This window comes from Candidatus Hydrogenedentota bacterium, assembly GCA_019637335.1.
Taxonomy (GTDB): Bacteria; Hydrogenedentota; Hydrogenedentia; order Hydrogenedentales; family JAEUWI01; genus JAEUWI01.
Map to the genome: position 1 here is coordinate 164,829 of JAHBVV010000011.1, position 23,910 is coordinate 188,738.

The following is a 23,910-nucleotide window of genomic DNA, read 5'->3' on the forward strand; positions in this document are numbered from 1 at the left end:
TTTTCCCGCCCGCCATTCTCCATCATACCCCCATGAACGAATTGCCCTACATTCTGTCCGCCGCGACCGCCCTGGCCGCGGCTTTCGTCGGCCGCGCCTACGGCCGCCGCCTGCACGCGCGCGGATTCACGTTGTCCGCCCATATCAGCGTAAACGAGTGCCCCCTCATTCCGCTCTCCCTGCTGCTGTTCGTACTGCTGCAAGTCTGCGCCAGCACCCTCCTGCGCAACCCCCAGATCGGCTGGATCCTGCCGCTGCCCGTCGAATACTACATCACCCCCGCCATGTGGGCCCTCAAGCTCTTCTTCGTCGTGTTCGCGATGGCCTCCGTGGCCGCTGTCGCCGTACTCCAGGCCTATCCGCGCCGCGCCGCAATCCTACTATTCACCATCGCGGCGGCCCTCGCGGTCGAGGGCCTCAACCGCTGGGCGGTACAGCCCGGCCTGGGCCAAATCGAGGAGCGATGGCGCGACGGCGTGATCATCCAGACCAACCCCTCCACCTGCGCCGCGGCCTCGGCGGCGAACATCGCCCGCCAGTTCGGCATCGAAAAGACCGAAGCGGAAATGGTAGATCTACTGAACACCACCTGGGCCGGCACCTCCCCCGCGCAGATCGTATACGGCCTGCGAAGCCTCGGATTAATGGCGGAAAAAGTGCAACACCCCGACCGCGACCTGTCGAAAGTACGCGCGCCCGCCATCTTGCTCGTGGATGCCGGTGGGGAACCCGACGCACACGCCGTGGCCTACATGGGGCGCCGGGGGCCGCTCTATGAGATCTGGGACCCCAATCCGGGGCGCACCATATTGCCCCTGGCCGCCATACAGGAGCGCTGGCGGGGCCGCGCTATCGAAGTGCGCGCGGAATAGCTTCCCCCTATTCGGGCGACATGCTCGCATCCCGCGCGAGCGGATTCGGGCCGAAAATCGGCGTCAGAAACGACTCCCAACCGCGCCGGTACACCGCCTCGGACAGCACGAAGCCAATATTGTGACCGCCCGCGATCTCCAGAAACGTTTTGGGTTCATTCGCTCGGGCGAACAGCTCCCGCCCGTGCGCATACGGAATGACCTCGTCTTCCGGGCTGTGAATGATCAGCAGCGGCGCCGAAATACGGTCGACCTTGTCCTTGTTCTCGAAGCGGTGGCGGATCAGCCAGGTCACCGGGCGAAAAAGCAGCGTGGATCGCGCGATGTCCGGGGTCGAAAGAAATGCGCTCTCCAGGATTACCGCGCCCGGGCGCACCGAGGTGGCCAGTTCGGCGGTCGGCGCCGACCCCAGCGATCGGCCAAACAGAAGGATCTCCTCCGCCGGAATGCCGCGCTCCTCCCGGAGGTAGTCCCACATCGAATGGATATCCGCGTAGCAGCGCGTCTCCGACGGCGATCCCGTACTGTGCCCGTACCCGCCGTAGTCATACGCCAGCACCGAAAACCCGAAGGAGCGCAGCAGCTGGATCGACTCGATGCGCCCCGAGAGGTTGCCCGCGTTCCCGTGGGAAAACAGCACCACGCCCCGGTGGTTCTCCAGGGGGACATACCACCCGTGCGTCGTGTGCCCCAGAACCTCCCGCGTCACCTCCTCAAACGGCAGGCCCGCCGAGGCCGGCGTGCGGTCCATGTGGCGCGACGCGGGGAAGATCAGGTAGCCTTGGAGGAAGTACAGCGCGGCGCAGAACAGGACGTAGGCCCCGCCGCACAGCGCCACCATGCGAATCGACTTAATGAGCAGCGAGGGGGTGTCCATCCGTTGAATCAGGCGGCCTGCCCGGCCTTGTATTCGTTCAGAAAGCGCAGCAGGCGTTCCACAATTGGCTCGACTTCCATATGCTCCATCAGATCCTTCCGGAGGTTCGCAATGTTGTGCACGCCCTTCAGGTAGCCCGCGTAATGCCGCCGGAACGCCGGAACGCCCCGCCGCGCGCCCCGGTAGTCCACCGAGTCGCGGAGGTGCCGGATGCACATCTGAATCCGCTCTTCCAGCGATGGCTCCGGGAGCAGCTCGCCCGTGTTCAGGTAATGCCGCATATGCCGGAAGATCCACGGGCTGTGGATCGCGCCCCGCCCGATCATGACGCCGTCACAGCCCAGATCGAAGCAGGCCTTCGCGTCTTCCGGCGTCGCGATGTCGCCGTTCGCAATCAGCTGGATGCCGCTCGCCGCCTTGATGCGCGGCAGCCAGCTCCAGTCCGCCCGGCCCGTGTAGCCCTGCTTCCGCGTGCGGCAATGCACCGTCAGCGCCTGCACGCCCAGCGACTCCAGCATCCGGGCGACTTCCTCGATCACGAAGCTGTTCTCATCCCAGCCGAGCCGGGTCTTCACCGTCACCGCCAGGTCGGTGCCCCGCATGACCGACTCCACCACCGCGCGGAATTTGTCCAGATCCCGCAACAGCCCGGCGCCATCCCCGCGGCAGGCAATCTTCTTCACCCAGCAGCCGCAGTTGATGTCGACAAAGTCCGCGCCCGCCTCCTGCGCAATGGCCGCCGCGCGCTCCAGCGATTCCTCGCCGCTGCCATAGAGTTGAATCGCCACCGGGCGCTCCGTGTCGAGCACCTGGATCTTCTTCATCGTCTGCGTCACATTGCGGACAATCGCCTCGCAGTTCGCGAACTCCGTATACACCAGATCCGCGCCCTGCTCCTTGCAGATATGCCGGAACGGCACGTCCGAAACATCCTCCATGGGCGCGAGGCAAAGCGGCTTGTCAATATCGATGGAACCAATTTTCATGATGGAAACGTCGGGGGTTGGCCCAAAGGGCGGCTGCTGCGGCAATTTACGCAAGTATAACAGACTTTCCCCCAACAATGCCGCCCCCAATCGAGCGAAAAGAACGTGGAACAGGCGTCTCGCCTGTTCTCAGCGCCGCCAGGCGCGCAAGGCGCTCAACCATCCCTCCCGGGAAACCTCACCCCCCCAGGACAACCTCAAAAAGGATCATCCGGTTTGAAGGTGCATCAGTAACGATGACCTCAAATTTGAGTTGATTGCTCGGTTCTCATTTCCGGGCGGCGACGCTATGACCGGATACGTGATTCCCTGGACCTTGTCTGTAGTGCAGACGGTATATTCGGCGGCAGAACCGGGTGCCAATGCACTCTTTCGGCCCGAAGGGCCAACGCAGTTTTCAGCCCTGGGCAACGCCCAGGGATTGAGCGGTGGGTTTCTTGTGCGCCCTGAAAGGGCAGCGCAGTTTAACTTCGGAAACGCTGGACTGGCATAGCACTGCGCTGCCCTTTCAGGGCGGGGAAGGTGGCGTCCCCGTATTCCCCGGGCGTTGCCCGGGGCTGGGAGCTGCACTGGCCCTTCGGGCCGAAAGAGCAGTCGATACGATTTCACCAACAGAGGCCTAAACCGGCATACATTGGCGGTTCCGGATAATTGGGACACGGAGAAACGGCTATGAAAAATCCCGTACGCTCCAACCGGATGAGCCTTCGAAAAGAACGTGGAACAGGCGTCTCGCCTGTTCTCAGCGCCGCCAGGCGCGCCAGGGACTCAAACATCCCCGCCGGAGAACCTCCCCCCCCAAAAAAACAACCGGCGGCGCCACGTGGACGCCGCCGATTCGGAAAAACAATCTCCCCGACACACTCAGATCTTGATGATGATCTTCCGGTCGTAGAAATACTTCGCCAACGCGTAAATCAGGCCCCAGTACACCACAAACGAGCCCAGCACCAGCGTGCCGCTCGTCGTGACTTTGTAATTCCAGTGCTGATTCAGGTTGCTGGCCATGTCCAGCGTGAGCGCCTGGAAAATGTAGATGAAGAGCGGGTTCATCCCGACCACCGCCATGCCGGGGACATTCCACTTCAGAACGTCGCAGATCACATAAAAGCCCAGCATGTGGAACAGGCACAACGCGGTGGCCCAGAAGGTAAACGGCATCGTCTGGTAGTTCTTCGAGAAGACCCAGGCATTACCGGCGCGCGGAGCCGTTTCCGGGGCCCGCGCCGCGAGATCCTCCAGCTGCGGCCGGAGAACTTCCGCAAAGCGCTCCATGTTCCGCGCCGCGAGCGCCGCCGCCGCCTCTTCGTTGTACTTCGCCAGCGAATCGTAGAACATGCCCGGGCTCTTCGACACCATCCGAGCCGCCGTCTGGTGGTCGCCGTCCAGCATCGCCTTCGCCGCCCACGGCTCCGCCTTGCTGTAATACGCGTTCGTGCCGATCGCGCGCGCGCCGAAGCCCGCAATCGTCAGCACCACGCCAAACCCGATCAGCCCGCCCAGAATCGTGTTCCGGTCGCGCGTCGCCATGATGTCATACGCGATCGTGCCGAAGATCAGCATGAACGCCCACGACCAGTGCCCGATCAGGCCGCCATTGATCTGCACGTCAAGCAGCTGGCCGCGCAGCGGGATGAAGATCGTGATCCAGGGCCACTCCAGCTCCCGGCCATACTTGCCCATACGAAGCAGCCACTCGCCATAGCTCGTGTAGAAGAAGATCAGCTGGAACGCCAGCACAAGCCCAAGCGCGTACGCAATGCGCACGGTCCACTTCTTATCCACAATCAAGAGCGCCACCAGGCCCGCCAGGCCGATGTTCATCAGCGCGTCCCAGAGCCAGCCCGCATAGATCGCAAACGCGATCAACACCAGCGTGAAATACCGCCCCGCCATCGATTTCCGCGCTACAGACGGCTCCACCTTGTTCACGCGGTTCAGCCACGAAAGCCGCATCCCAATCCCCACCACGAACATGAAGATCGGCGCGATCGTGTCCGCGTACGTCATAAACTCATTGTGGTGGTGCAACTGCTCACCGAAAATGAACATCAGCGCCGACTTCAAGCCGGAATCGTTCAGCTCCTGGATCCACTTCGTGTCGTAGTGGCCAAAAAAATTGACGAGTAGCATGCCGAAAATGGCGTAGCCGCGGTACTGGTCCAGCGACGCAATACGGCCCGCGGACGGACTGGGGGCGGTAGAAGTCATGAGAGAATACTCCAGAGTTAACCGATTGGACGCCCATATGCTAGCACGCAAGTTTCTGGCCGGGCAAGTTGGATCGGGCTTTCACCGTGTAGTGAGCCTCGAAGGTAATCCCGGTTCGGGCGGTACCGATCCCACTGAATTCAACAGCGGCCACGGAACGGCGAAATGCGGGTAAGCCGTGTCAAAGACCTGTTTTCCAGGCAATTGCCCCAGGACTCATTACGGCAGCCGTCGTGCCCGTTACCATCACCACGACCATTCAAGATCGGCCAACGTGGCTTAGCCTTCCAGGCTGAGGCAACGCGAGCGTCGAGTCCGAAGTGCCCATCAACGCCACAGCACAAGTCATTGATGGAAAATTGTTTGTCGGCATGATAGCCAGGACGCTGTATTCGGTCTTTACACTCGCGACCACACCAGGCTGCGCTGGTCCTTCGGGCCGAAGATGCCCCATCATGCCAGTTGCCGTCACTGAATTTCTTTGCGTTCTTTGCGATCTTTGTGGCTCCAAATCCATCCCCACGCCCGCCCTAACCGCGCGTCCTCGCCCCGCACTGGATCGTCTCCTTTGCGTCTTTGCGCCTTCGCGTGAATATCAATCCTTCCCCAGCTTCTTTCCTTCGTGCTCTTCGTGCCCTTCGTGGTGATCTTTTCTTTGGTCGCGGCCAAGGCTGCCCTGCGTTCATTCGTGGTTCACTCCTTCCTGCACGGCGGCCTTGCGCCCCAGCGTGACCTCTCCCATAATCGTGCAAACCCGACCCGATTCGTGGTTCACTTATTCCGGTGGCCGCAGCCCGGCGCCGCGTCAAATCTCAAAACCGCGAGAGACAAAGCAACATGCGTTACCTTTTTGTGACCCTGCTCCTACTGATCGCATCCGCCGCCGCCACGGCCCAATCCCGCCCCAACATCATCCTCATGATGGCCGACGATCTCGGCTGGGGCGATGTCGGCTTCAATGGCGGCGGAATAATCCAGACACCGCACCTGGACGCCATGGCCGACGCGGGCCTCACCTTCAACCGCTTCTACGCCGCCGCGCCCGTGTGCAGTCCCACGCGCGGTAGCTGCCTCACCGGACGCCACCCCTACCGCTACGGCATCCACTTCGCCAACGACGGCCACCTCCGTGAAGGCGAATGGACGCTCGCCGAGGTCCTCAAAACCGCGGGCTACCGCACCGGCCACTTCGGCAAGTGGCACCTGGGAACGCTGTCGCCGGACTACTCGGGCAAGAAAGATCGCAAGCCGGAGGAGAATTACGCGACGCCGGGCATGAATGGCTTTGACGAATGGTTCAGCACGGAATTCGCCGTGGCCACCTGGGACCCTTACGACCCGGCGAATTCCCACCTGGGCAAGAACGCGCCGCCCGATACCCGCGCGCTCTACTGGCAAAACGGCGTCAATGTCACCGGCGGCCTGGAGGGAGACGATTCCCGCATCATCATGGACCAGGCCATCCCCTTCATCGAACGCGCCGCGGCGGCCGGCGATCCCTTCCTCAGCGTCATCTGGTTCCACACCCCCCATGCGCCGGTCGTCGGGGGACCGGAATACCGCGCGCGCTACGCCGACCACGATCCCGAGGCCCAACATTACTACGCCTGCATCGCCGCGATGGACGAACAGATCGGTCGCCTGCGCAACACCCTCCGGGAACTGGGCGTCGCCGAGAATACGCTGATCTTCTTCTGCTCGGACAACGGCCCCGAGGGCGACGCCGCCGGGAGGCGCACCGCCGGCAGCGCCGGGCCCTTCAAAGGACGGAAGCGCTCACTCTTCGAGGGCGGCATCCGCGTGCCCGCGGTCATAGAATGGCCCGCCGTCGTAAGACCGGGCGTCAGAACCGACGCCCCCGCCGTCACCAGCGACTACCTGCCCACCGTGCTCGACGCGCTCGGCCTCGCCATGCCCGACACGCGCCCGCTGGATGGCCTCAGCCTGATGCCGGTCCTGCGCGGCGAGCGGTCCGAGCGGTCCGCCCCGATCTTCTTCGAGACCCGCGGCGGCGCCGGGACCACCCTCTCTCGCCAATCCCCCCGCATGGCGGTGATGGACGGGCCGTGGAAACTGCTCACCGACCTGAGCGAAAGCGGGGAAGAGGATCTGCTGCACGACCTTACGGCCGACCCCGCCGAATCCCAAAACCTCGCCCAAGCCCAGCCGGAACGCGTCCGGGCGATGAAGTCGGCTCTCGAAGCGTGGCGCGCAAGCTGCGCGGCCAGCTCGGCGGGGGAAGACTATTCAGACCGATAGCACCTCAGCCGGCTTAAGCGGCAAGGCGTCCGAGGGACGCGGAGATTCCCGGGGGAACGCTTCTGGCGCTCCCGGCAGTGCCCGTACAATGTGCCGCGCGATCCTGACTTTCGCCGGGGCGAAGCCCCGGAAAGTCGAGTTCGTGCGCAAGGCGCTCGATCAACGCGCCGCGAGAAGAACGGCATAGCCCCCATCGGTTGGCGTCAACAGAACGCTCATAGCGCGATTTGCATGAAAAATTTGTATAGAATAAAACTGTTGCAGATCTAACAAAAACGTGCTATCATTTTCATAGAGATCGTCCGAAAGCAACCGCGCTATCCTGATCCCGGGGGCAAAGGAGACCGTCCTATGAAACATCGACACGTGCAGTGGCTCTACGGGGAACTCCCCGGCCTCGTGGCGGCCGGGGTGCTTCCCGAAGTGGGGGCGGAAAGCCTGCGGGCCCACTATGGGCCCGTGAAATCCATTTCAGCGGCCCGGCTGGCCGTCGTGCTCTTGAGCGTGCTCGGCGCCATGCTCATCGGGTCGGGGATAATCCTCCTCCTGGCGCACAATTGGGAGGATCTTGGCCGTCCCGTGCGCGCGGTATTGAGCTTCGCGCCCCTCGTCGCCGGCCAGATGCTCGTCGCCTGGACCCTTTACCGCAAGCAGGACTCCGTCGCCTGGCGCGAGGGGAGCGGCGCCTTCCTGGCGATGGGCATCGGGGCAAGCATCGCCCTCATCGCGCAAACCTACCACATCCCCGGCGATCCCGAAAAATTCCTGCTTACCTGGGCGCTGCTGGGTCTGCCGATTCTTTACCTCCTGCGCAGCAGCATGGCCGCCGCGCTCTATTTCATCGGCGTCACCGCCTGGGCCGGTGAAGCGCAACAATCAATGGGCCACGCCATCGGCTACTGGCCGCTGATGGCCGCCGCCATCCCCGCCGTGTGGATGCAATTCCGCGACGGCCCGCGCCGGCCCGGAACCGCCTTCGTCGGATGGGCGCTCTGCCTCAGCCTCTGTGTCGGCCTGGCCATCGTGCTCGAAAAAGTGCTTCCGGGCCTGTGGACCGTCATCTACGCCGCCATGCTGGCGTGCTTCTTCCTCGCCGGCCGCACCTGGTACACAGACACCCCCGCCCAACCCTTCACCCCCGTGGGCCTTACCGGCACGGTGATTCTCGCGCTGGTCTTCACCTTCGAGGATATCTGGCTCCGCGTGGGTTTCAACCACTACCGGGGCGGCTCCACGCGCTACCTGGAGCTCTTCGGCATACAGGACTACGTGCTGGCCTTCGGGTTACTCGCCGCCGCCGTCATCCTCACGGTGCGCCTGGTGAAACGGCGTGACTTCGCCGTGCTTCCGTGGGCCGCTTCACCCGCCCTGGCCGTGGTGGGATTTGCCGCCGCGAGTATCGACGGCCTGAAAGCCTTCCCGCCGATGCTGTTCAACGTCTACCTGCTGGCCCTCGGCGTGCTCGTGCTCCGGCAGGGCATTCTCGACGGGCGGCTTGGCGGCGCCAATGCCGGCATGGGCATTCTCGCGCTTCTCTTCACCATCCGATTCTTCGACAGCAACATGAGCATACTGGCGCGGGGCGTGGCCTTTATTCTGATTGGCGCGGCCTTCCTCGGGGCCAATCTCTGGTTCGCCCGCCGGCTTTCCGCGCAGACCACGGAGACGCAGTCATGAAAACCGCACACTGGATACTTTTCGGGATGATGGTCCTGGCGCAACTGGCCGTGCCCCTGCGCATGATCGGCGGGCAGGAAACCATCCTCCGGGAGGGCGCGCCCTACAAATTCCGCTGCGGGCCCGTGGACCCCTACGACTTCCTGCGGGGCCGTTACGTCGCGCTGAGCTTTCCGGACATGGTCATCGAGGATTGGCAAGGGCCGCATTTCCGCGCGGGCGAACCGGCCTACGCACGGCTGGGCGTGGGGGAGGACGGCTTCGCTACGGTTGAGGACGTAACCGCCAGCCCGCCCGTGTCCGGCGATTATCTCAAGGTTTCCGCCTACACCAGCGGGACGGGCTCGCGGCTCTGGATACAGTTGCCCTTCGACAAATACTTCATGAACGAGCACGATGCGCCCGCCGCGGAAATCGCCTATCGGGAGCAGAGCCGGACGGACGATCCCGCCTGGGTGATGGTGCGTGTGCAACAGGGCCAGGGCGTGATCGAAGGGCTCTACATCGGCGATGTGCCCATCGAAGAGTTCATTAAACGACAGGCGGCCCGTACCCAATAGGCCAGCCGCACGATTCCGCGGCGCCCAGGCGGATCGGACCCCTCGGCCCGATCCGCCCGCACCGCCCAATTTCTACGCCCGGTACTGCGCCGCCACCTTGCGGATCGCCGCGCCATACTGCCGGATCTGTTCCTCGGTATTGCTCTCGTGGATAACGACCCGCATACCGGTCTGCAAAATCGCCTCGGCCTCCGGAGTTTCCCACTTCGTGTAGTCCATGTCCGTCATCCCCGCTTCCTTGATGGTCCAGTGACCATTAAAGAAGGCGTGGTTCTGGAACACCTCCGTCCGGTGAACGGGGTGGGGGATGTACCCCGGACTGCACGCAACCCCCTCGGCGGCCAGCGCCTTGTAAATCTGCGCGCGATCAACCCGGAACGCCGCTGGGTCGATGCGGAACATGTTGAACCAGTACACGCACCGATCCTCCGGATGCACCTCATGCGGCAGAATCCCCGGAATCCCCGCGATCTCCGCGTTGAGCAGGTTGCCCAGCTTCGCGCGCGACGATGCGATGCTTTCGAGGCGCGTCATCTGGCCCGCCAGCACGGCGGCCTGCGGCTCGCTCATGCGGTAGTTCGTCGAAAAGCTCTGCCACGCGCCCTCGGCCCGGTTGAAGCCCTTGTCCCCGTATTGCTGGAGCTTCGGCCCGAACACCGGATGGCTCGACGCCACCACGCCGCCATCGCCGGTCGTGATGTGCTTGGAGTTCTGCAAGGACCAGCACGAGATATCGCCCAGCGTGCCGATCGGCGCGCCACGGTATTTCGCGCCCCAGGCCTGGCAGGAATCCTCAATGAGCACGAGACTGTGCTTGTCCGCAATCGCACGCAATTCCTGCATCTTGCAGGGGTTGCCCGCAAGGTGCACCGCGATGATAGCCTTCGTGCGCGGCGTGATGCAGGCTTCGACGCTCGCCGGATCGAGGTTCAGCGTCGATGCGCCCAGATCCGCGAATACCGGCACGCCCTGCTGGTAGATCACGCCGATCACCGTGCCGATATCCGTGATGGGCGACGTGATCACCTCATCCCCGGGAACCAGCCCCATCGCGCCCACGGCGATATGCAATGCCGCCGTGCCGGAGGAACACGTCATGACATGCTCCAGCGGGCAGATCTGCTGGAATCGCTCCGTGAATATGCCAGTCTGCTGCCCTTTCCAGTAGAACAGGGCGTCATTCTGGAGCATCTGTTCCAGCCGCTCCCGTTCCGGCGCCCCGAATCGCGGCGGGGCCGTGCTCGTCGCGGTCACCGCTTTCGGCCCGCCGTCCACGGCCAGCTTCTCAACCGATGCGCCCGCCGCGCGGCCGGACGAAAGGCCCGCCAGCGTCATTCCGGCGGCCGCGCCCAGAAACGCGCGCCGCCGCATGGTTCCATGCGTCTTCATGCTGCCTCCTCCTCTCAATCGGCGAAGCCGGGGCTCCACGGTTTCACGTGTAATCAAAACAGCGCCTGCTGCGCATTCTCCCCCTGAATCTGGGCCAGGGCCACATCCTCCAGCCCCGCCTCCTTCAGTTTCAACAGGGAAGAGTCAAAGTAAAACACCGGCGCGTACGAACCGAACACCAGTTTTTCGAACGGAACGCCGGGCTGTATCGTGTTAACGCCCTCAATCCCTTCCAGCCACGCAATATCAAACCACACCCGGCCCGTAGCCACGAGCGGCTCCAGCAGCTTGCCCCGCACCGCCCGGAACGCGTTCAGCAGCATCACCCGCGCATTCGGAACCGCCTCCATAATACCCGCCAGCGGCGCCACATCCACATGTTCCACCCGCGCCAGCGGGTGCATCATCCGCTCGTCCTCCATCGTCACCGCGATTTGGACCAGCAGCCGCCGCGCCGCCGCCGCCTCCAGCAATGCCCGAAACCGCGGCTCATCCAGCGCGTAACCGTGGTACGCCGGGTGCAGCCGGATCCCCTTCATGCCGTACTCCTCCGCACACCGCCGGAGGTCCTCCTCCCAGCGCGGCAGCATCGGGTTCACCGTGCCAAAGGGCTGCAAAATGCCGTTGGCGTACACCGCGCAACCGTCGGCGAGGCGCGCATTCACGCCCGCAATATCTTTGTGCAGAAGCCCGTCCAGGCTCCCGGCCCACGCCTGCGAAACGCCGTAGTGGCTGAACGTCGCCAGCAGCGCATCCGCGCCCGCCCCCGGAAGGCTCCGAAACGGCCAGCGGCCAAGATAGGTGTTGGTGTCAATAAACATTCGGAATTCCCGTGCCAGTGCGGCTGGGTACGTAAATCACCGTGGTCCCCGCCGTCTCTGCTAATCCTGTAGTCCCTGCTGTCCCTGCGGTCTCTGTAGTCCCTTAGGTCCTTTACGTCCCTTCGCTTCAAACCTGCCCATCACGCCCCCTTCATCGCCAGTATCGGCCCCAGTATCCGCTTCAGGTTCCCGCTCAATATCAACGCCTTCTCCGCATCGCTGATCCGCGCGCCCGTCACCTTCGCCAGTTGCGACGCAAAGCTCCGCCCCGGGACGTCGCTTCCGTAGAGCACCCGCTCCGCGCCCAGCTCGCGCACCGCCATCTCCGTGAAACCCGCCGTCGGATCGCCGCCCGCCAGATCGGCGTACACATTCGGGAAGGGCTTGATCGCGCGGATGCCCTGCTCCCAGTCGCCGCCGGTATGGCCGCAGATGATCATGGCGTCCGGATGCCGTTCCGCGAGGCGCGCAAGGTCCACCGCGGACGACTCGCCCGGCAGATTCCCCGTGATCTTTTCCCACGTATGCTGGAAGACCGGCGCCTTCAACTCCCGTGCGCGCTTTACGATCGCGTCCACCTCGAAGGAATCGCAGTTCTGCGCGACCCAAAGCTTAATGGCGACCATGGGGCCCTGCGCAACGCAGCGCTCCAACTCGGCCAAACTCACTTCGAGCAATTTCGGGTTCAGATACACCCACCCGAAAAGCCGGTCCGGCCACGCCGCCACCGCCTCGAGCACCTCGTCGTTCGCCTTCCGCAGCTGCTCCGCGTCGGGCTCGTAGTGAAACGCCGTGCCCATGTAGATGCACAGCTTACTCACACCCATCCGATCCGCCACCGCAAGCATTTTTCCCATACGCTCGGCGGGCGTGCCGCCGTAGGCGTTGATGTGGCAGTGTCCGTCCCAGATTTCCATCAGTTGCCCTTCGAAAGGAGCGGGCGGTTATGCGGGATCTCGGCCCCAAAATCGCCCAGGCTCGTCCAGTACAGGCGCCGGTTCAAGTCCACCTCCGCCACCGCGATCGTGCCCCATTCCTTCGCCTGGGCGATCACGTCGCCCTCGCGGTCGTAAACGCCGGTAATCATCCAGTTGCTTGAGACATCGGAGTAGGAACTGCTCACCACGTATACATGGTTCTCGCAGGCGCGCGCCGCCGCCAGCAGCGGGTTGCAGCCCGCCACCGGAAACGCGATTACTTCCGCGCCGTTGTTCGCAAGCTGCCGCGCCACCTCCGGAAAAAAGCCGTCGTAGCAAATCATCATCCCCACCTTCCCGAAGCTTGTCTCGAACACCGGGTATTCGTCGCCCGGCACGATCCCCATGTCGATCTCCGTGCGCGGCAACGTCACCTTCCGGTACTTGCCGATCACCTCGCCCCGCGGGTTAATCAGCACGGACACATTGTAAATCAGGTGCTCCTCGCGCTCCACCAGCCCAACCACCAGGTAAAGGCCGTGCTCCTTCGCCAGACCGCCGAAATACTCGGTCGAAGGCCCGGGAATGGGCTCGCCCACGTCAAAATAGCTCAGCCCGTTGCCCATGCACGTCAGGGTTTCGGGAAGCACCATCAACGTGGCCTGCTGCTTCGCGGCCTCGGCGATGAACGGGGCAAACTGCCTGCAGTTGTCCATCGCGGTCTTCCCGCCGCGCGGCACGTGGTGCACCGTCGCCAGCCGGACAATTCGCGGCTCGGGCGGGCCGCTTTTCTCGAAGGAAACCCCGCCCCATTCCGCGCGGGCATTGGCGGCCCAGCGAAAGTGGAGCTCCACGATGGCCCTGGTCGCGCCAGGCGGCGCCTGGAGCACATCGCTCACTTCGGTCCAGCCCCCGGCGTCGGTGTCGCGGTCCAGGGGATATTCAGCCTCCGCCACGGGCGGCATATCGCCCGCGTAGGACTTGGCGCCCTTGAAGGCGTGGCGCACGGCCTGATCCTGGTCATTGCGCCAGAAAATGCGGGCCAGCGCCGAACGACGCGGCGATTCCACGTTGGTGAGCTTGCGCAGCGCGTGAAACCGGTAATGCTGGCCGCCTTCCACCGCGAAAGTCTTCACCCAGCGCCCGTCGAGCCCCTCGCGGGCATCGGTCTCAATGATGAATGCCCCCTGGCCATCGGGGCCGCCCGCGGGATCATACGCGAACGCTGGACGCGTCCCCTCCCGCACATCCGCCGGCGCCCAGCCCGCCGGCGTGGCCGAAGCATCCGCGTTCGCGGCGGAGGCCGACAGAAGTCCAGCCACACACAGCAAAAGCAGGAAACATCTACGAATCATGGGTCTTACCTCAATTCCAGAACGCAACGCCACTATACACACAGCGCGGCGGGCTCGCAACCAGCACGCGGCCAGGGCAATCGCATTTAAACTTCCAACTCGAACCGAGCGCCACATGAACCACCTTCAATGTTGATAAGGGCGCGTGTTGGAGCGCTGGCATTTCGCCTACGGCGAATCTCTGACCTTGCCGGCACAGATGCCGGCGCTCCGAAACGCTCACTATCGTCGATTCAAGGTTCCAAATCGACTTAAGTTTACGCCCATATACCGGGATCGAGATTAAATGCGATTGCCCTGAGCACCCGGCCTTTTCGGAGGCCACCCGGCCAATCCCGTCAACCGTCCTGTATCCAAAACCACCCCACACATTCAACGCCCGCCAACGTGGCTTAGCCTTCCAGGCTGAGGCAACGCAAGCGCCGCCTTCGAAGGGCCCATGGAAGTCAGGAATCGCACCCTCGGAATCCCACCTCGAACCCATCATTTCTTCATTCGTGTCCATTCGCGTCCATTCGCGGTTCAAATTCACTTCTCCGGCGCACCACGCATTTCCCTCCAGGCGCACGGAATGCTACCATCAGAATTCCCGCGCCACCGACGATTTAATGCTCCGCGGACGCGCTTCGACACAAGGAACTCCCCATGCCGCCTTTCCACCGGGCCACCCGTTTCACGTTCTCCGCCGCCATCGTCCTCGCCGCCCACGCCTTCGCACAGTACCCCGATCCCCCGGTCAGCCCGGGACCCGAGGAATGGGCCTTCGTCGATCACCTCGCCGCGCCGGTCCAGTGGCGCTTTCACTGGACGCGCGAGACACCCGGACCGGGCGAAGTCGCATTGCGCGGCGGCGTACAGGTGGACGCCCGCTTCCCCGATCCCGAAGGCCTCCTGCAAACCGCCTATGACGATCTCAACACATTCCTGGCGGCCGCGAACATTCCCAGCGCCGGCGCGTACCGGATCATAACGGAGCAGGCCCCCACGAAAACCTTCGAGGCCTTCCGGATCGACGTGGGGGAGAGCGAATGCCGCATTCATGCGAACGATACCGAGGGGATCCGCCGCGCCATCTATTTTCTGGAGGATGAACTCCAGCGCGCGGAAGGTCCCTTCCTGCGAAGCGGCGTAATAGAACGTTCCCCCTTCGTCCGAAGCCGGATCTCGCGCTGTTTCTTCGGTCCGATCAAGCGCCCGCCCAAAAACAAGGACGAATTGATGGACGAGGTCGACTACTACCCGGGCGACTACCTGAACAAGCTCGCGCACGACGGCGTAAACGGGCTCTGGCTCACCATCGAGTTCAAGGACATCGTCCAGACGTCCCTGACGCCGGTCGTGGACCCGAATCGCGAAAGGCGCCTCGCGAAACTCCGCGAAACCGTCGCCAAATGCCGGCGATACGGGATCAATGTCTTCGTTTTCTGCATCGAACCGCGCGTGATGGACCCGGATCATCCCCTGCTCGTGGCGCATCCGGAAATCGGCAGCAAGACCCGCGGCACCGGGCAGCTCTTCTGCCCCTTCTCGGAACCGGCCCAGCGCTATCTGTATGAAGCCGTGAACGACCTCTTCACCCAGGTTCCCGATCTCGGCGGCCTGATCAACATCAGCTTCGGCGAGCGCTCCACCACCTGCCTTAGCGGCGCGGACGAGGAGTGGAACCTCACCTGCCCGATCTGTGCGGAGAAACAGCCGGGCGAGATCCTCCACGCCTCCCTCTCCGCCATGGAGCGGGGGATGCACGACGCCGCCCCCGAGGCGAAGTTCATCTCGTGGCTCTATGTCCCCGAAAACGGCACCGGCCCGCAGCGCGACCTGACGCCGCTGCGCGGGATCGCCGCGCATACCCCGCCGGGCGTCATCTGCCAGATCAATTTCGAATCCGGCGGCGTGCGCGATCAACTCGGCAAGCCGCGCCACGCCGGCGACTACTGGCTCTCCTACATCGGCCCGAGCGACGTCTATCTGGACGTGGCGGCCGGCGTGGGGGAGAGCCCGGGCGAACTGGGCGCCAAGCTCCAGGCCTGCAATTCCTTTGAGGCCTCCACCATCCCCTATGTACCCGTGCCCGGCAACCTCTACCGGAAATACGCCGCCATGCGCGATCTCGGCGTCACTTCCGTGATGCAGTGCTGGTACATCGGCAGCCTTCCCTCCGTCATGAACCGCGCCGCCGCCAGCGCTTTGCCCTTCATGCCGCCGGGCCAGTCCGAAGCGGACTTCCTGCGCGATCTCGCGCGGCGTGACTGGGGCGCGCAACACGCCCCGGATGTCGTGCGCGCCTGGAACCACTTCTCGGAGGCCTACAGCCACTACCCGCTCACCAACGCCTTCCAGTACTACGGCCCCATGCACGACGGCATCGCCTGGCCGCTTCACCTGAAACCCGCGCACCTGAACCTCTCGCCTGTGTGGAAACTGGAATACCCGCCCAGCGGCGATCGCATCGGCGAGTGCTTCTCCGGCTCGCACACGCTGGAGGAGATGCTGGAGCTCTGCAAACGCCTCTCCGACGGCTGGCGGCGGGGCCTGGAAATCCTGCGCGCGCTTGCGCCCGAATTCGCCGGCGATCCCAACCGCCTGCTGGACATCACCAACGCCGAAGCCCTCGACATCCATTTTCGGACCGGCTTCAACATCCTGCGCTTCTACGACACGCGTGAGCGGCTGCTCTACGGCGATCCGGCGGACGCGCCGGCGCGCCTCGCCGAACTCCGCGCCATTGTCGAGGAGGAAATCGAAAACACGCGAAAAATGGCCGCGCTGTGTGCAGAGAATCCGTTTCTCGGCTTCCAGGCCGAAGCCGAGGGGTACAAGTACTTCCCCGAACGCCTCCGCTGGCGCGAGGCCCAGCTCCTATCCATCCTCGCCACGGAATTCGAAGAGGCGGCCCGGGCCATCGCAACGGGCGCTCACCCCTTCCGGGAAGCGGCCGGCCTCGCGGACACCGGGCTCCGTTACGTCGCCGAGGAGGCCGAGTCCTGGTCCGGCGAAACCTGGCGCACGGCGGACGCCTGGGCGAAGGTGGAGAACGTGGCGCACGGACCGCACGAGCCCGCGTGGTCCTGGAAGGCCACCCACGACGCAACCGCCCTCTACATGGCCGTCCAGGCCGAATCCGTCCCCGACTGGCGGCCCGTCACCGCCGTGGTTCACGTCGAACCCACGCACATCCACCCCCGCCGGACCTTCCGCGCCGACCCCCACGGCAAGCGCGATCTCCGCACCGTCTGGCTCGGCCCCGATTCCGATTGGGAGGCCGCCTGCGAGATCATCGAAAGCGCGCAGCACTTCCGCTTCCGCATTCCCATGGAAGCGTTCGAAGGCGAGGCCAGCATCGATCGCCCCATGCGCATCAATGTCGAAGTAACCTTCCTCTCCGCCGACCAGAAGCAGCAAATGATCCGCACCTGGGCTCCACCCGCCGAACCCAGGCTCCTCCACCGCCTCGGCTACGGCAACGCCAACCCCGCGGAGATGGGCTGGCTGCTGAGGGACGAGTGAGGCCCAAGCCGCAAGCCGTCAAACCCGTCCATCCGCCGCAGCGAATCCACCCTGTCCACTTCGTCCACCCTGTCCACTTCGTCCACCCTGTCCACTTCGTCCACTCCGTCCACTTCGTCCACTCTGTCCACTTCGTCCACTCTGTCCACTTCGTCCATTCGCCGCGGCGAATCCATTTCGTCCCCGCCGCGCCTACTGAATCACACTCATTACCACGGTCCTCCGTGGTAACACCTACCGCGCCACTCCTGCGGCGCAATCTGCCGGAATTCGATCGGGCGCCCTCACCCTCCAAAAATCTCCTCTTGACATCTCGCGCAAATTGTATCAGTATAAGGGTACAAAGTAACACGGCGAGACCCATGTACTTCCAGATTTCACTCAAAGACGGCGTGCCCATCTACCGCCAGATTGTCAACCAGGTGAAGTATATGGTCGCCTCCGGCCAGCTGACGCCCGGCGCGGAACTGCCCCCCATCCGCACCCTCGCGGAACAACTCCTGGTCACCCCCAATACCATCGTCAAGGCCTACGGCCAGCTCGAAACCGAGGGAGTCGTCTATAAGCGGCGCGGCGCCGGCACCTACATCGCCGAGAACGGCTCCCCCCTCAAGATGGCCGAGCAGCGGCGCATCCTGGCGGAGCGCGCGGACACCCTCCTCTCGGAGGCGCGCCAGATGGGCTACAACCTCAATGAGGTGTTGAGAATAATCCATGATCGGGCCACGGCGCTCGAAAAACAACCCGGCGGAAATCGGAAAGGGTAGGGACGCAATGGAGACGAACGTGGTGGAAATTCAAGGGGTCACCCGGGCTTTCGGCGGCCTCAAAGCCCTGGATAACATCGATTTCACGGTGCAGCCGGGCTGTGTGCACGGTCTGGTGGGCGCAAACGGCGCGGGAAAGACCACGCTCATCAAGCACATCCTCGGCCTGCTCAAGGCGAAGAACGGGAGCGTCCGCGTGTTCGGGCTCGACCCGGTGCGCAACCCCGTGGAGGTCCTCGTGCGCATTGGTTATCTCTCCGAGGAGCGCGATCTGCCGGAGTGGATGCGCATCCACGAGCTCATGCGCTACACCCAGGCCTACCATCCCAAATGGGACATGGACTACGCCGACGCGCTCATCAGAACCTTCGAACTCGACCCGCGCCAGAAAATCAAGACGCTCTCCCGCGGGCAGCGCGCGCAGACGGGACTCATCGCCGCCGTCGCGCACCGGCCCGACCTGCTGCTCCTCGACGAGCCCTCCTCCGGCCTAGACGCCGTGGTGCGGAAGGACATACTGAAAGAGGTCGTCCGCGCCGTGGCCGACGAAGGGCGCACCGCCCTGTTCTCGTCCCACCTGCTCGACGAGGTCGAGCGCATGTCCGACGTGGTGACCATGATCCACAAGGGCAAGATCGTGCTCCACGGCGAGTTGGACGCCATCAAGGAGGCCCACTGGCGTCTGAGCATTCGATTTCCCGAAGCGCCGACATCGCGACCGGAGATTCCCGGCGTGCTGTCGCTCGATGGCATTGGCCGCGATTACCAGGCGGTGTGCGACGGCGGGCTGGACGAGGCGAAGGCGGCACTGCACGCGTTGGGCGCGGAAATCACCGAAGCGCGGAATGCCTCGCTGGAAGAGATTTTCGTAGCGCGCGTGGGTCGCGGGGCGCTGGCTCGCGAAGAGGGATGATGTGATGACGTGGACGATACTCAAAGCCCAACTATGGGAGCTCTGTCGGCTGACGTGGCTGGAGTTCCCCGTGCGCGTCTTCATTCCACTGGCCATGATGTGGGCCTTTACACTGATCCTGGGCAGTGCCGGCATCTTCATAGCGAATTTCGTCTTTGAAATCGCGCTTTTGTCGTCGCTCGTCTCCGTGCTTTGGGTAAACGCCTTTCGCCAGCAAGGCGGGAAGGGGTTTCCCTTTGCCCTTTGGTTCTCGCGTCCCGTGTCCGCCATCTGGCTTGTATCGGTGCCTCTTGCCTGGCTGGTTCTCGCCAACGCCCTGGTGTATCTCGCGATTGCAATCGGGATGGGCGTCCTGTTCGATATCCAATTTCCCGGACTGCCGTTCCTGCCGGTGGTGGTGACCGCTACGCTTGGTATCGCGTTGATCAGTTGGGGGGGCAGGGGCCTGCCGGAGCGGGCAATTGCGGCAGCGGGCTTCGGCGGTGTCGGCCTGTGGTGGCTTGTTCCGCGCATCGCCTCGGTGGAGATACTGTCCGTGGTGGAGCCGGAGCGATTGGTGGACAACCTGAGCCTTAGCCCCGCGGAATACGGGGTACTCGGGCTTGTTGCAACGGTCTGTCCCATACTTATTCTGTTACTTGTCCGGCAACAACGAATTGGTGTGGCCGGAGGCCTGTTGGAGGATACCGGTGTTTCAGGGGCGGTTGACCGGCCAATGTCGAGCGGCGTACGCGCCTTTCGCTCGCCCGAGGACGCCCAATCCTGGTTCGAGTACCGGCGCACTGCCCGGCGCTCTCTGTTCGTGCTTGCCGTGGGCCTCGGTGTAATGGTGTTATCCGCACTCTCAATTTTAACGGGCGGACTGATGTTGCCGGTGGTCGTGATATGGTCAACCTCGCTGTGCCTCACCCCCCTCGCGCTGTTGTTTTGCACGGTAGAAGCGGTCCTGGGTGTGCGGTACCGGGGTCACGTCGCGCGGCTCTCAGTCTTTGACGCGACGCAGCCTGTCGCCATACGCGATGCCGTGCGATTGAAGTTGGGTGTCATCGTCCGGGTCATGCTGGGGAGCTGCGCGGTGCTTATGCTTGGAGCAGTCTGCTGCGTCGTCGTACTCATGGAAGACGGGGACGGCATAGGGCCGTTGATTGCAGAGATAGAGGACGCGAACGGCCTGCTGGTCGCCTTGTGGTCTATATGTGCCCTCATCCTGGTCCTTCCCGTCGTGGCAATGGCGGCCCTGCTCACCATGAGCCTTGGCTACGGCGGCGATTATCTCCGGGAGAAGCAGGGACCCGTCCTGGTGTTCCTGTTGGTCCTGATTGCACCCATGAAGACCCACATGGTTGAGAACCTTACCGGCTGGAATCTTCAGGTGTTGAGCGTGCTGTGCCTGTATGCCGCGGGGCTTTCGCTGGTCGGCGTCACGATGCTCAGCGTTCGTCGCGCCGAACGCGCGGGCCACTGCGGTCCGTGGCAACTGATCGGCATCGCGGTCGGCTGGGCTCTTTTGCTCGCCTTCGTGTTCCGGCTCGCTATCATGTCTGGCGTCGAAATTCCACAACTGCCGTTGCCGTGGCTTGTTTTTCTTGCAGGGCTGCTCTGCATCCCCATCGCCAGCGTGGCGCTGGCGCCGTTGTCGCTGGCGGCGGCGCGGCATCAATGAGAACCTGACCGACAGGTGACCAGCGCACGGGTCTGCTGCTCTTAAATTTCAAAGGGAGCTACGGGTGCCACGTTCAAGGTCCGCGGCTCCGCCGCGAAGGCTTGAGCGTGCGAGACTCCAGAAGAGCGCCAACAGTCAGGAGCAGTATTTCATCCTTAACGGGTGACGCAGCGCGTCATGAAAGGCTGTACCATAACTCCCGCCGCGACTACTGAATCTGGTCCGACTTCATCCGGTTGCACCGCTCGCACAGCAGCTGTAGATTCCGCACCGTATTCGCACCGCCCTTCGACACCGGGATGATGTGGTCAAACTCCAGCAGCTCCCGCGACCCGCATTCCACGCAGGCGCCACCGTCGCGACGCCAGACCTCGCGCTTCACCTGCGCCGGAATCGGCTCGCGGCGCGGGGCGGCGTCCGGCGCCGGGGCGTCCGCGCCGTCCTCGCGCTCCGCGAAAAACGCGTCGAAGCGCTCCGCCGCAATCTTGTTCTCCAGCTTCTTGTTGCATCGCGGGCACAGCGTGGCCCACTGCCCGTCGATCTCCCAGCGGTACTTCTCCTCCTCCGGCGCGAAGGCGAACTCGCAAATGTCGCAGTGCGTCTTTACGAAGGCCCCGCGAAGCGCGCGCCACGCCCGGACCAGCAGGTACAGCAGAAACAGCGCAATGGGGATATACACATACCAGGACACGGCGCGTCAGGCCCCAGGTCCGCGGCGGATAGAAATCATTCGCAACATTCGCCCCCGTCAGCCCGCCATCGCCCGAAGTTCGGCGAAGTCCACGCGCTGGAGAAACCCAAAGTTATACACGCTCGGCGTGCTGGAGTATTTGCCGCGCGATTCCATGACGTCTATCAGCGATTCGGGGATGTCCGCCGTCTCCACGGCGTCGATCAGGCCCGGATGCAGCGCCGCGGCCACGAGCGCGATCAGCCCGCTTTCCACGCCGCGCGCGTGCACCGTGACCGTGGCCGCGCCCCGCGCCATCTTGAACCAGTCGACCACCGCCGCCACCTGCGCGGCCTGCGCCGCCAGCGCGCGCTCACCCGTTGCGTTCAGCAGCATGGCGTACTGCCACGAACTGCCGCTCCGCGGGGAATTCCCATCCTGGAACAGGGGCGCCACGCCAACGGCCAGCTTGCCCTCGCCCGCGATCGCCGCGATCCGCTCCTTCGCGCCCGGCAATCCGCCATCGTCAAGCACCAGGTGCGCGTCGCGAAAGCCCGCGCCCGCCGGCTGGATAGCCATCGCAGGAATCGTCCAGTCGGCGCCGTGGAAACGATACGCCGCGCTCAGCCCGCCCTGATCCGACGCCAGGTCGCAGGCGACCGTGTGCACCCGGATCGGCGCGTAGCGCAGCAGTTCCGCCAGCGCCGCGCGCTTCTCCCGGGCCCAAGGTGCGAACTCCGCGCTGCCCGCCGCGGGGATCGGCCCGCGCTCGATGGCGCGCGCCAGTTCCAGCGCCAGCGAGACGATGCTCTTGTTGTCCGCCGGCAGTTCGGCGTTCGTGTGCTCCACCGGCAGGATTTCCTCCTCCGCCACCGGCAGCTCCCCGCCATCCCACTCGGCGTCCGGCACGAGGTATTCGTCCACGAAGTTGTAGAACTGAATTCGGTTGTCCGCCTCGTAGTTGTGCGTGCCGGGATCGTGGTTCACGTGGTAGCGGAAGCTGTTCTCCGCGCCGTACAGCGAATACACCGGAACCACGGGATCGAAGATGGCCGGCAGCGTGCGCGGAGCCGCGAAACAGCACTCATCCTTCTCGTTGTAAATCAGCAGCGCCGGACGGGGCGCGAAAAGCGCCGTCAGGTGCGTGTAATCCGCCACCGTCAGCATGTCCAGCGGGAGTTGCTCATAATCCCCGATGTCCGCGCCATGATCGATGCGCACGCCCACCGCACCGTGCCCGGCGACGGGCACGATGACCGACACCCGCTCGTCCAGCGCGCTGTACACCGCCGTCTGCCAGCCGCCGCCGGAGAGGCCGCTCATCGCCAGGCGCGCCGGATCCACCCGCGGGTGCGTGTCCAGGATGTCCAGCGCGCGCTTCAGGCTCAGGTAGAAGAGCGACATTCCGCGTACGCCCGCCGCGTCCAGGTACACGCTGCGCCCGTGATCGAAATCCGGGCCGCTCAGCTGCCCCATCCCGATCCACTCCGGGTGAATGTCAATCACCCCGCGCTTCGCGAAGTTGATGCAACGGATCTGTTCCTCGGGCCGCACTTTCCCCTCGCCGTAATGCCCGTTCACATTCAGCACGCCCGGCAGGTTTGTCGCGTCCCCGTCCGGCTCATACAACAGCGCCGGTATCCACATCCCCGGAACCGCCTCGTAGCGCAGCTTGCGGATGCGGTAGCCCTGCCCGTTCTCCAGATCTTCCAGATATTCTACCTTCACCGGGCCCTCCGTCCACGAAGCCGGCACGCCCTTCATCACGATCTCGTCCAGGAACTGTTGCCGCAACGCCGTAGCCTCGGCTTCCCACGCTTCCAGGGTGTCGGGGACCTCCAGGGGCGGCACGCGCGGATGAAGATACGCCTGAACCTCCACCAGCACCTCCGCGTCCGCCCGCACCGCGCGCTCCAGCAGCCCATCCACCGATTGCCCCCCGGCCAGCGGCGCCGCGCAAAGGGATACCGCGACAAGGACCCGGCCCGCAATCCCAAACGCACGCATATTCACTAAGGAAAACCTGCTCATGATGTCGGCTCCAATAATCCGGTCCCGGATAGACGGCATATACGCTACCCCGCGCCCGCTAGTATGAACAACCACCCCCTCCCGGGGCAATCCCAGGAGGGAAACAGGCATTCCGTCGGGGGGAAACAGACAGTCCTATCGGTACCACTATCCGTCATCCTCGTTTTATTGGGCAGTTCTGGTATTACCGCGCCTCGACAGTGGGGAAGTTAGAAAAGCCGCGGTTTTAGCAGTTCGCCGGAAACCCGTTATGATACAGGCTTTCAGCCCCGGCCGAAATCGTCGTCATTTTTCCTGGGCCTGCGGCCCAGGCTGATATGATCGGGCGCCTCCGGCGCAGAAGAAATGATATTCCGAAACTCGTATCACTTTAGCCGAACGAAGTACAGTGGCCAAACCAGAGCGACTCGCTGAATAAAGGCTACGTGCAACTAC

At 63.8% G+C, this 23,910-nt stretch carries 18 protein-coding genes; 8 read left to right on the forward strand and 10 right to left on the reverse strand.

What is annotated here, in order from left to right; translation table 11 throughout:
• Positions 1-32: 32 nt before the first annotated feature.
• On the forward strand, positions 33-872 hold the full coding sequence (locus KF886_13895; protein MBX3178448.1) for a hypothetical protein: 840 nt from the start codon (positions 33-35) through the stop codon (positions 870-872).
• A 7-nt stretch (positions 873-879) separates the two neighbouring features.
• Here KF886_13895 and KF886_13900 read toward each other — a convergent pair whose 3' ends face one another.
• The 3 genes from KF886_13900 to KF886_13910 all read right to left on the reverse strand — a co-directional run bounded on the left by KF886_13900 (position 880) and on the right by KF886_13910 (position 4,946).
• Positions 880-1,749 (reverse strand): alpha/beta hydrolase, encoded by an 870-nt coding sequence (locus tag KF886_13900; protein MBX3178449.1) that lies wholly within the window; start codon positions 1,747-1,749, stop codon positions 880-882.
• An 8-nt stretch (positions 1,750-1,757) separates the two neighbouring features.
• Positions 1,758-2,735, reverse strand: a complete 978-nt coding sequence (gene dusB / locus KF886_13905) for a tRNA dihydrouridine synthase DusB (GenBank protein ID MBX3178450.1) — start codon at positions 2,733-2,735, stop codon at positions 1,758-1,760.
• 864 nt (positions 2,736-3,599) lie between these two features.
• On the reverse strand, positions 3,600-4,946 hold the full coding sequence (locus KF886_13910) for a hypothetical protein (protein MBX3178451.1): 1,347 nt from the start codon (positions 4,944-4,946) through the stop codon (positions 3,600-3,602).
• Positions 4,947-5,783: 837 nt separating this feature from the next.
• Here KF886_13910 and KF886_13915 point away from each other — a divergent pair.
• From KF886_13915 to KF886_13925, 3 genes are all read left to right on the forward strand, one after another.
• Positions 5,784-7,205: a sulfatase-like hydrolase/transferase gene (locus KF886_13915; protein MBX3178452.1), complete on the forward strand. Its 1,422-nt coding sequence runs from the start codon at positions 5,784-5,786 to the stop codon at positions 7,203-7,205.
• Positions 7,206-7,556: 351 nt separating this feature from the next.
• Positions 7,557-8,882, forward strand: a complete 1,326-nt coding sequence (locus tag KF886_13920; protein ID MBX3178453.1) for a DUF2157 domain-containing protein — start codon at positions 7,557-7,559, stop codon at positions 8,880-8,882.
• Entirely contained in the window at positions 8,879-9,442 is a 564-nt protein-coding gene (locus KF886_13925; GenBank protein MBX3178454.1) for a GDYXXLXY domain-containing protein, read from the forward strand. The genes KF886_13920 and KF886_13925 overlap by 4 nt, the downstream gene beginning before the upstream one ends.
• A 72-nt stretch (positions 9,443-9,514) precedes the next feature.
• Here KF886_13925 and KF886_13930 read toward each other — a convergent pair whose 3' ends face one another.
• The 4 genes from KF886_13930 to KF886_13945 all read right to left on the reverse strand — a co-directional run bounded on the left by KF886_13930 (position 9,515) and on the right by KF886_13945 (position 13,924).
• Entirely contained in the window at positions 9,515-10,831 is a 1,317-nt protein-coding gene (locus KF886_13930; protein MBX3178455.1) for a DegT/DnrJ/EryC1/StrS family aminotransferase, read from the reverse strand.
• Positions 10,832-10,884: 53 nt separating this feature from the next.
• Positions 10,885-11,652 (reverse strand): amidohydrolase family protein, encoded by a 768-nt coding sequence (locus KF886_13935; GenBank protein ID MBX3178456.1) that lies wholly within the window; start codon positions 11,650-11,652, stop codon positions 10,885-10,887.
• Positions 11,653-11,792: 140 nt separating this feature from the next.
• A complete protein-coding gene (locus tag KF886_13940) occupies positions 11,793-12,569 on the reverse strand; it encodes an amidohydrolase family protein (GenBank protein ID MBX3178457.1) in 777 nt (258 codons plus the stop codon).
• The gene (locus KF886_13945; protein ID MBX3178458.1) at positions 12,569-13,924 is read right to left on the reverse strand and encodes a carbon-nitrogen hydrolase family protein; all 1,356 of its coding nucleotides are present in this window, start codon (positions 13,922-13,924) and stop codon (positions 12,569-12,571) included. The genes KF886_13940 and KF886_13945 overlap by 1 nt, the downstream gene beginning before the upstream one ends.
• A 645-nt stretch (positions 13,925-14,569) precedes the next feature.
• Between KF886_13945 and KF886_13950 the strand changes: the two genes are divergently transcribed.
• Positions 14,570-17,431 carry a hypothetical protein gene (locus KF886_13950; protein MBX3178459.1) on the forward strand — a complete coding sequence of 954 codons (2,862 nt, stop codon included), beginning with the start codon at positions 14,570-14,572 and terminating at the stop codon, positions 17,429-17,431.
• On the opposite strand, the gene KF886_13955 is transcribed toward KF886_13950, so the two are convergent.
• Complete coding sequence (locus KF886_13955; protein MBX3178460.1) at positions 17,380-17,589, reverse strand: hypothetical protein; 210 nt, start codon at positions 17,587-17,589, stop codon at positions 17,380-17,382. The genes KF886_13950 and KF886_13955 overlap by 52 nt on opposite strands.
• 204 nt (positions 17,590-17,793) lie before the next feature.
• Between KF886_13955 and KF886_13960 the strand changes: the two genes are divergently transcribed.
• From KF886_13960 to KF886_13970, 3 genes are all read left to right on the forward strand, one after another.
• Complete coding sequence (locus KF886_13960; protein ID MBX3178461.1) at positions 17,794-18,198, forward strand: GntR family transcriptional regulator; 405 nt, start codon at positions 17,794-17,796, stop codon at positions 18,196-18,198.
• Between the two features lie 7 nt (positions 18,199-18,205).
• Positions 18,206-19,111 carry an ABC transporter ATP-binding protein gene (locus KF886_13965; protein ID MBX3178462.1) on the forward strand — a complete coding sequence of 302 codons (906 nt, stop codon included), beginning with the start codon at positions 18,206-18,208 and terminating at the stop codon, positions 19,109-19,111.
• A 70-nt stretch (positions 19,112-19,181) separates the two neighbouring features.
• Positions 19,182-20,774, forward strand: a complete 1,593-nt coding sequence (locus KF886_13970) for a hypothetical protein (GenBank protein ID MBX3178463.1) — start codon at positions 19,182-19,184, stop codon at positions 20,772-20,774.
• A gap of 208 nt (positions 20,775-20,982) precedes the next feature.
• Here the strand turns inward: KF886_13970 and KF886_13975 are convergent, their stop codons facing one another.
• Together KF886_13975 and KF886_13980 are read right to left on the reverse strand one after the other, a co-directional pair.
• Entirely contained in the window at positions 20,983-21,465 is a 483-nt protein-coding gene (locus tag KF886_13975; GenBank protein MBX3178464.1) for an HNH endonuclease, read from the reverse strand.
• A gap of 57 nt (positions 21,466-21,522) precedes the next feature.
• Positions 21,523-23,475 (reverse strand): acetylxylan esterase, encoded by a 1,953-nt coding sequence (locus KF886_13980; GenBank protein MBX3178465.1) that lies wholly within the window; start codon positions 23,473-23,475, stop codon positions 21,523-21,525.
• Positions 23,476-23,910 lie beyond the last annotated feature (435 nt).

What these genes read in the sequence shown, in the direction of transcription:
- KF886_13895 (MBX3178448.1), top strand. Translation starts at nt 33, where the DNA reads ATGAACGAATTGCCCTACATTCTGTCCGCCGCGACCGCCCTGGCCGCG.
- KF886_13900 (MBX3178449.1), bottom strand. Translation starts at nt 1,749, where the DNA reads ATGGACACCCCCTCGCTGCTCATTAAGTCGATTCGCATGGTGGCGCTG.
- dusB (MBX3178450.1), bottom strand. Translation starts at nt 2,735, where the DNA reads ATGAAAATTGGTTCCATCGATATTGACAAGCCGCTTTGCCTCGCGCCC.
- KF886_13910 (MBX3178451.1), bottom strand. Translation starts at nt 4,946, where the DNA reads ATGACTTCTACCGCCCCCAGTCCGTCCGCGGGCCGTATTGCGTCGCTG.
- KF886_13915 (MBX3178452.1), top strand. Translation starts at nt 5,784, where the DNA reads ATGCGTTACCTTTTTGTGACCCTGCTCCTACTGATCGCATCCGCCGCC.
- KF886_13920 (MBX3178453.1), top strand. Translation starts at nt 7,557, where the DNA reads ATGAAACATCGACACGTGCAGTGGCTCTACGGGGAACTCCCCGGCCTC.
- KF886_13925 (MBX3178454.1), top strand. Translation starts at nt 8,879, where the DNA reads ATGAAAACCGCACACTGGATACTTTTCGGGATGATGGTCCTGGCGCAA.
- KF886_13930 (MBX3178455.1), bottom strand. Translation starts at nt 10,831, where the DNA reads ATGAAGACGCATGGAACCATGCGGCGGCGCGCGTTTCTGGGCGCGGCC.
- KF886_13935 (MBX3178456.1), bottom strand. Translation starts at nt 11,652, where the DNA reads ATGTTTATTGACACCAACACCTATCTTGGCCGCTGGCCGTTTCGGAGC.
- KF886_13940 (MBX3178457.1), bottom strand. Translation starts at nt 12,569, where the DNA reads ATGGAAATCTGGGACGGACACTGCCACATCAACGCCTACGGCGGCACG.
- KF886_13945 (MBX3178458.1), bottom strand. Translation starts at nt 13,924, where the DNA reads ATGATTCGTAGATGTTTCCTGCTTTTGCTGTGTGTGGCTGGACTTCTG.
- KF886_13950 (MBX3178459.1), top strand. Translation starts at nt 14,570, where the DNA reads ATGCCGCCTTTCCACCGGGCCACCCGTTTCACGTTCTCCGCCGCCATC.
- KF886_13955 (MBX3178460.1), bottom strand. Translation starts at nt 17,589, where the DNA reads ATGGACGAAGTGGACAGAGTGGACGAAGTGGACAGAGTGGACGAAGTG.
- KF886_13960 (MBX3178461.1), top strand. Translation starts at nt 17,794, where the DNA reads ATGTACTTCCAGATTTCACTCAAAGACGGCGTGCCCATCTACCGCCAG.
- KF886_13965 (MBX3178462.1), top strand. Translation starts at nt 18,206, where the DNA reads ATGGAGACGAACGTGGTGGAAATTCAAGGGGTCACCCGGGCTTTCGGC.
- KF886_13980 (MBX3178465.1), bottom strand. Translation starts at nt 23,475, where the DNA reads ATGAGCAGGTTTTCCTTAGTGAATATGCGTGCGTTTGGGATTGCGGGC.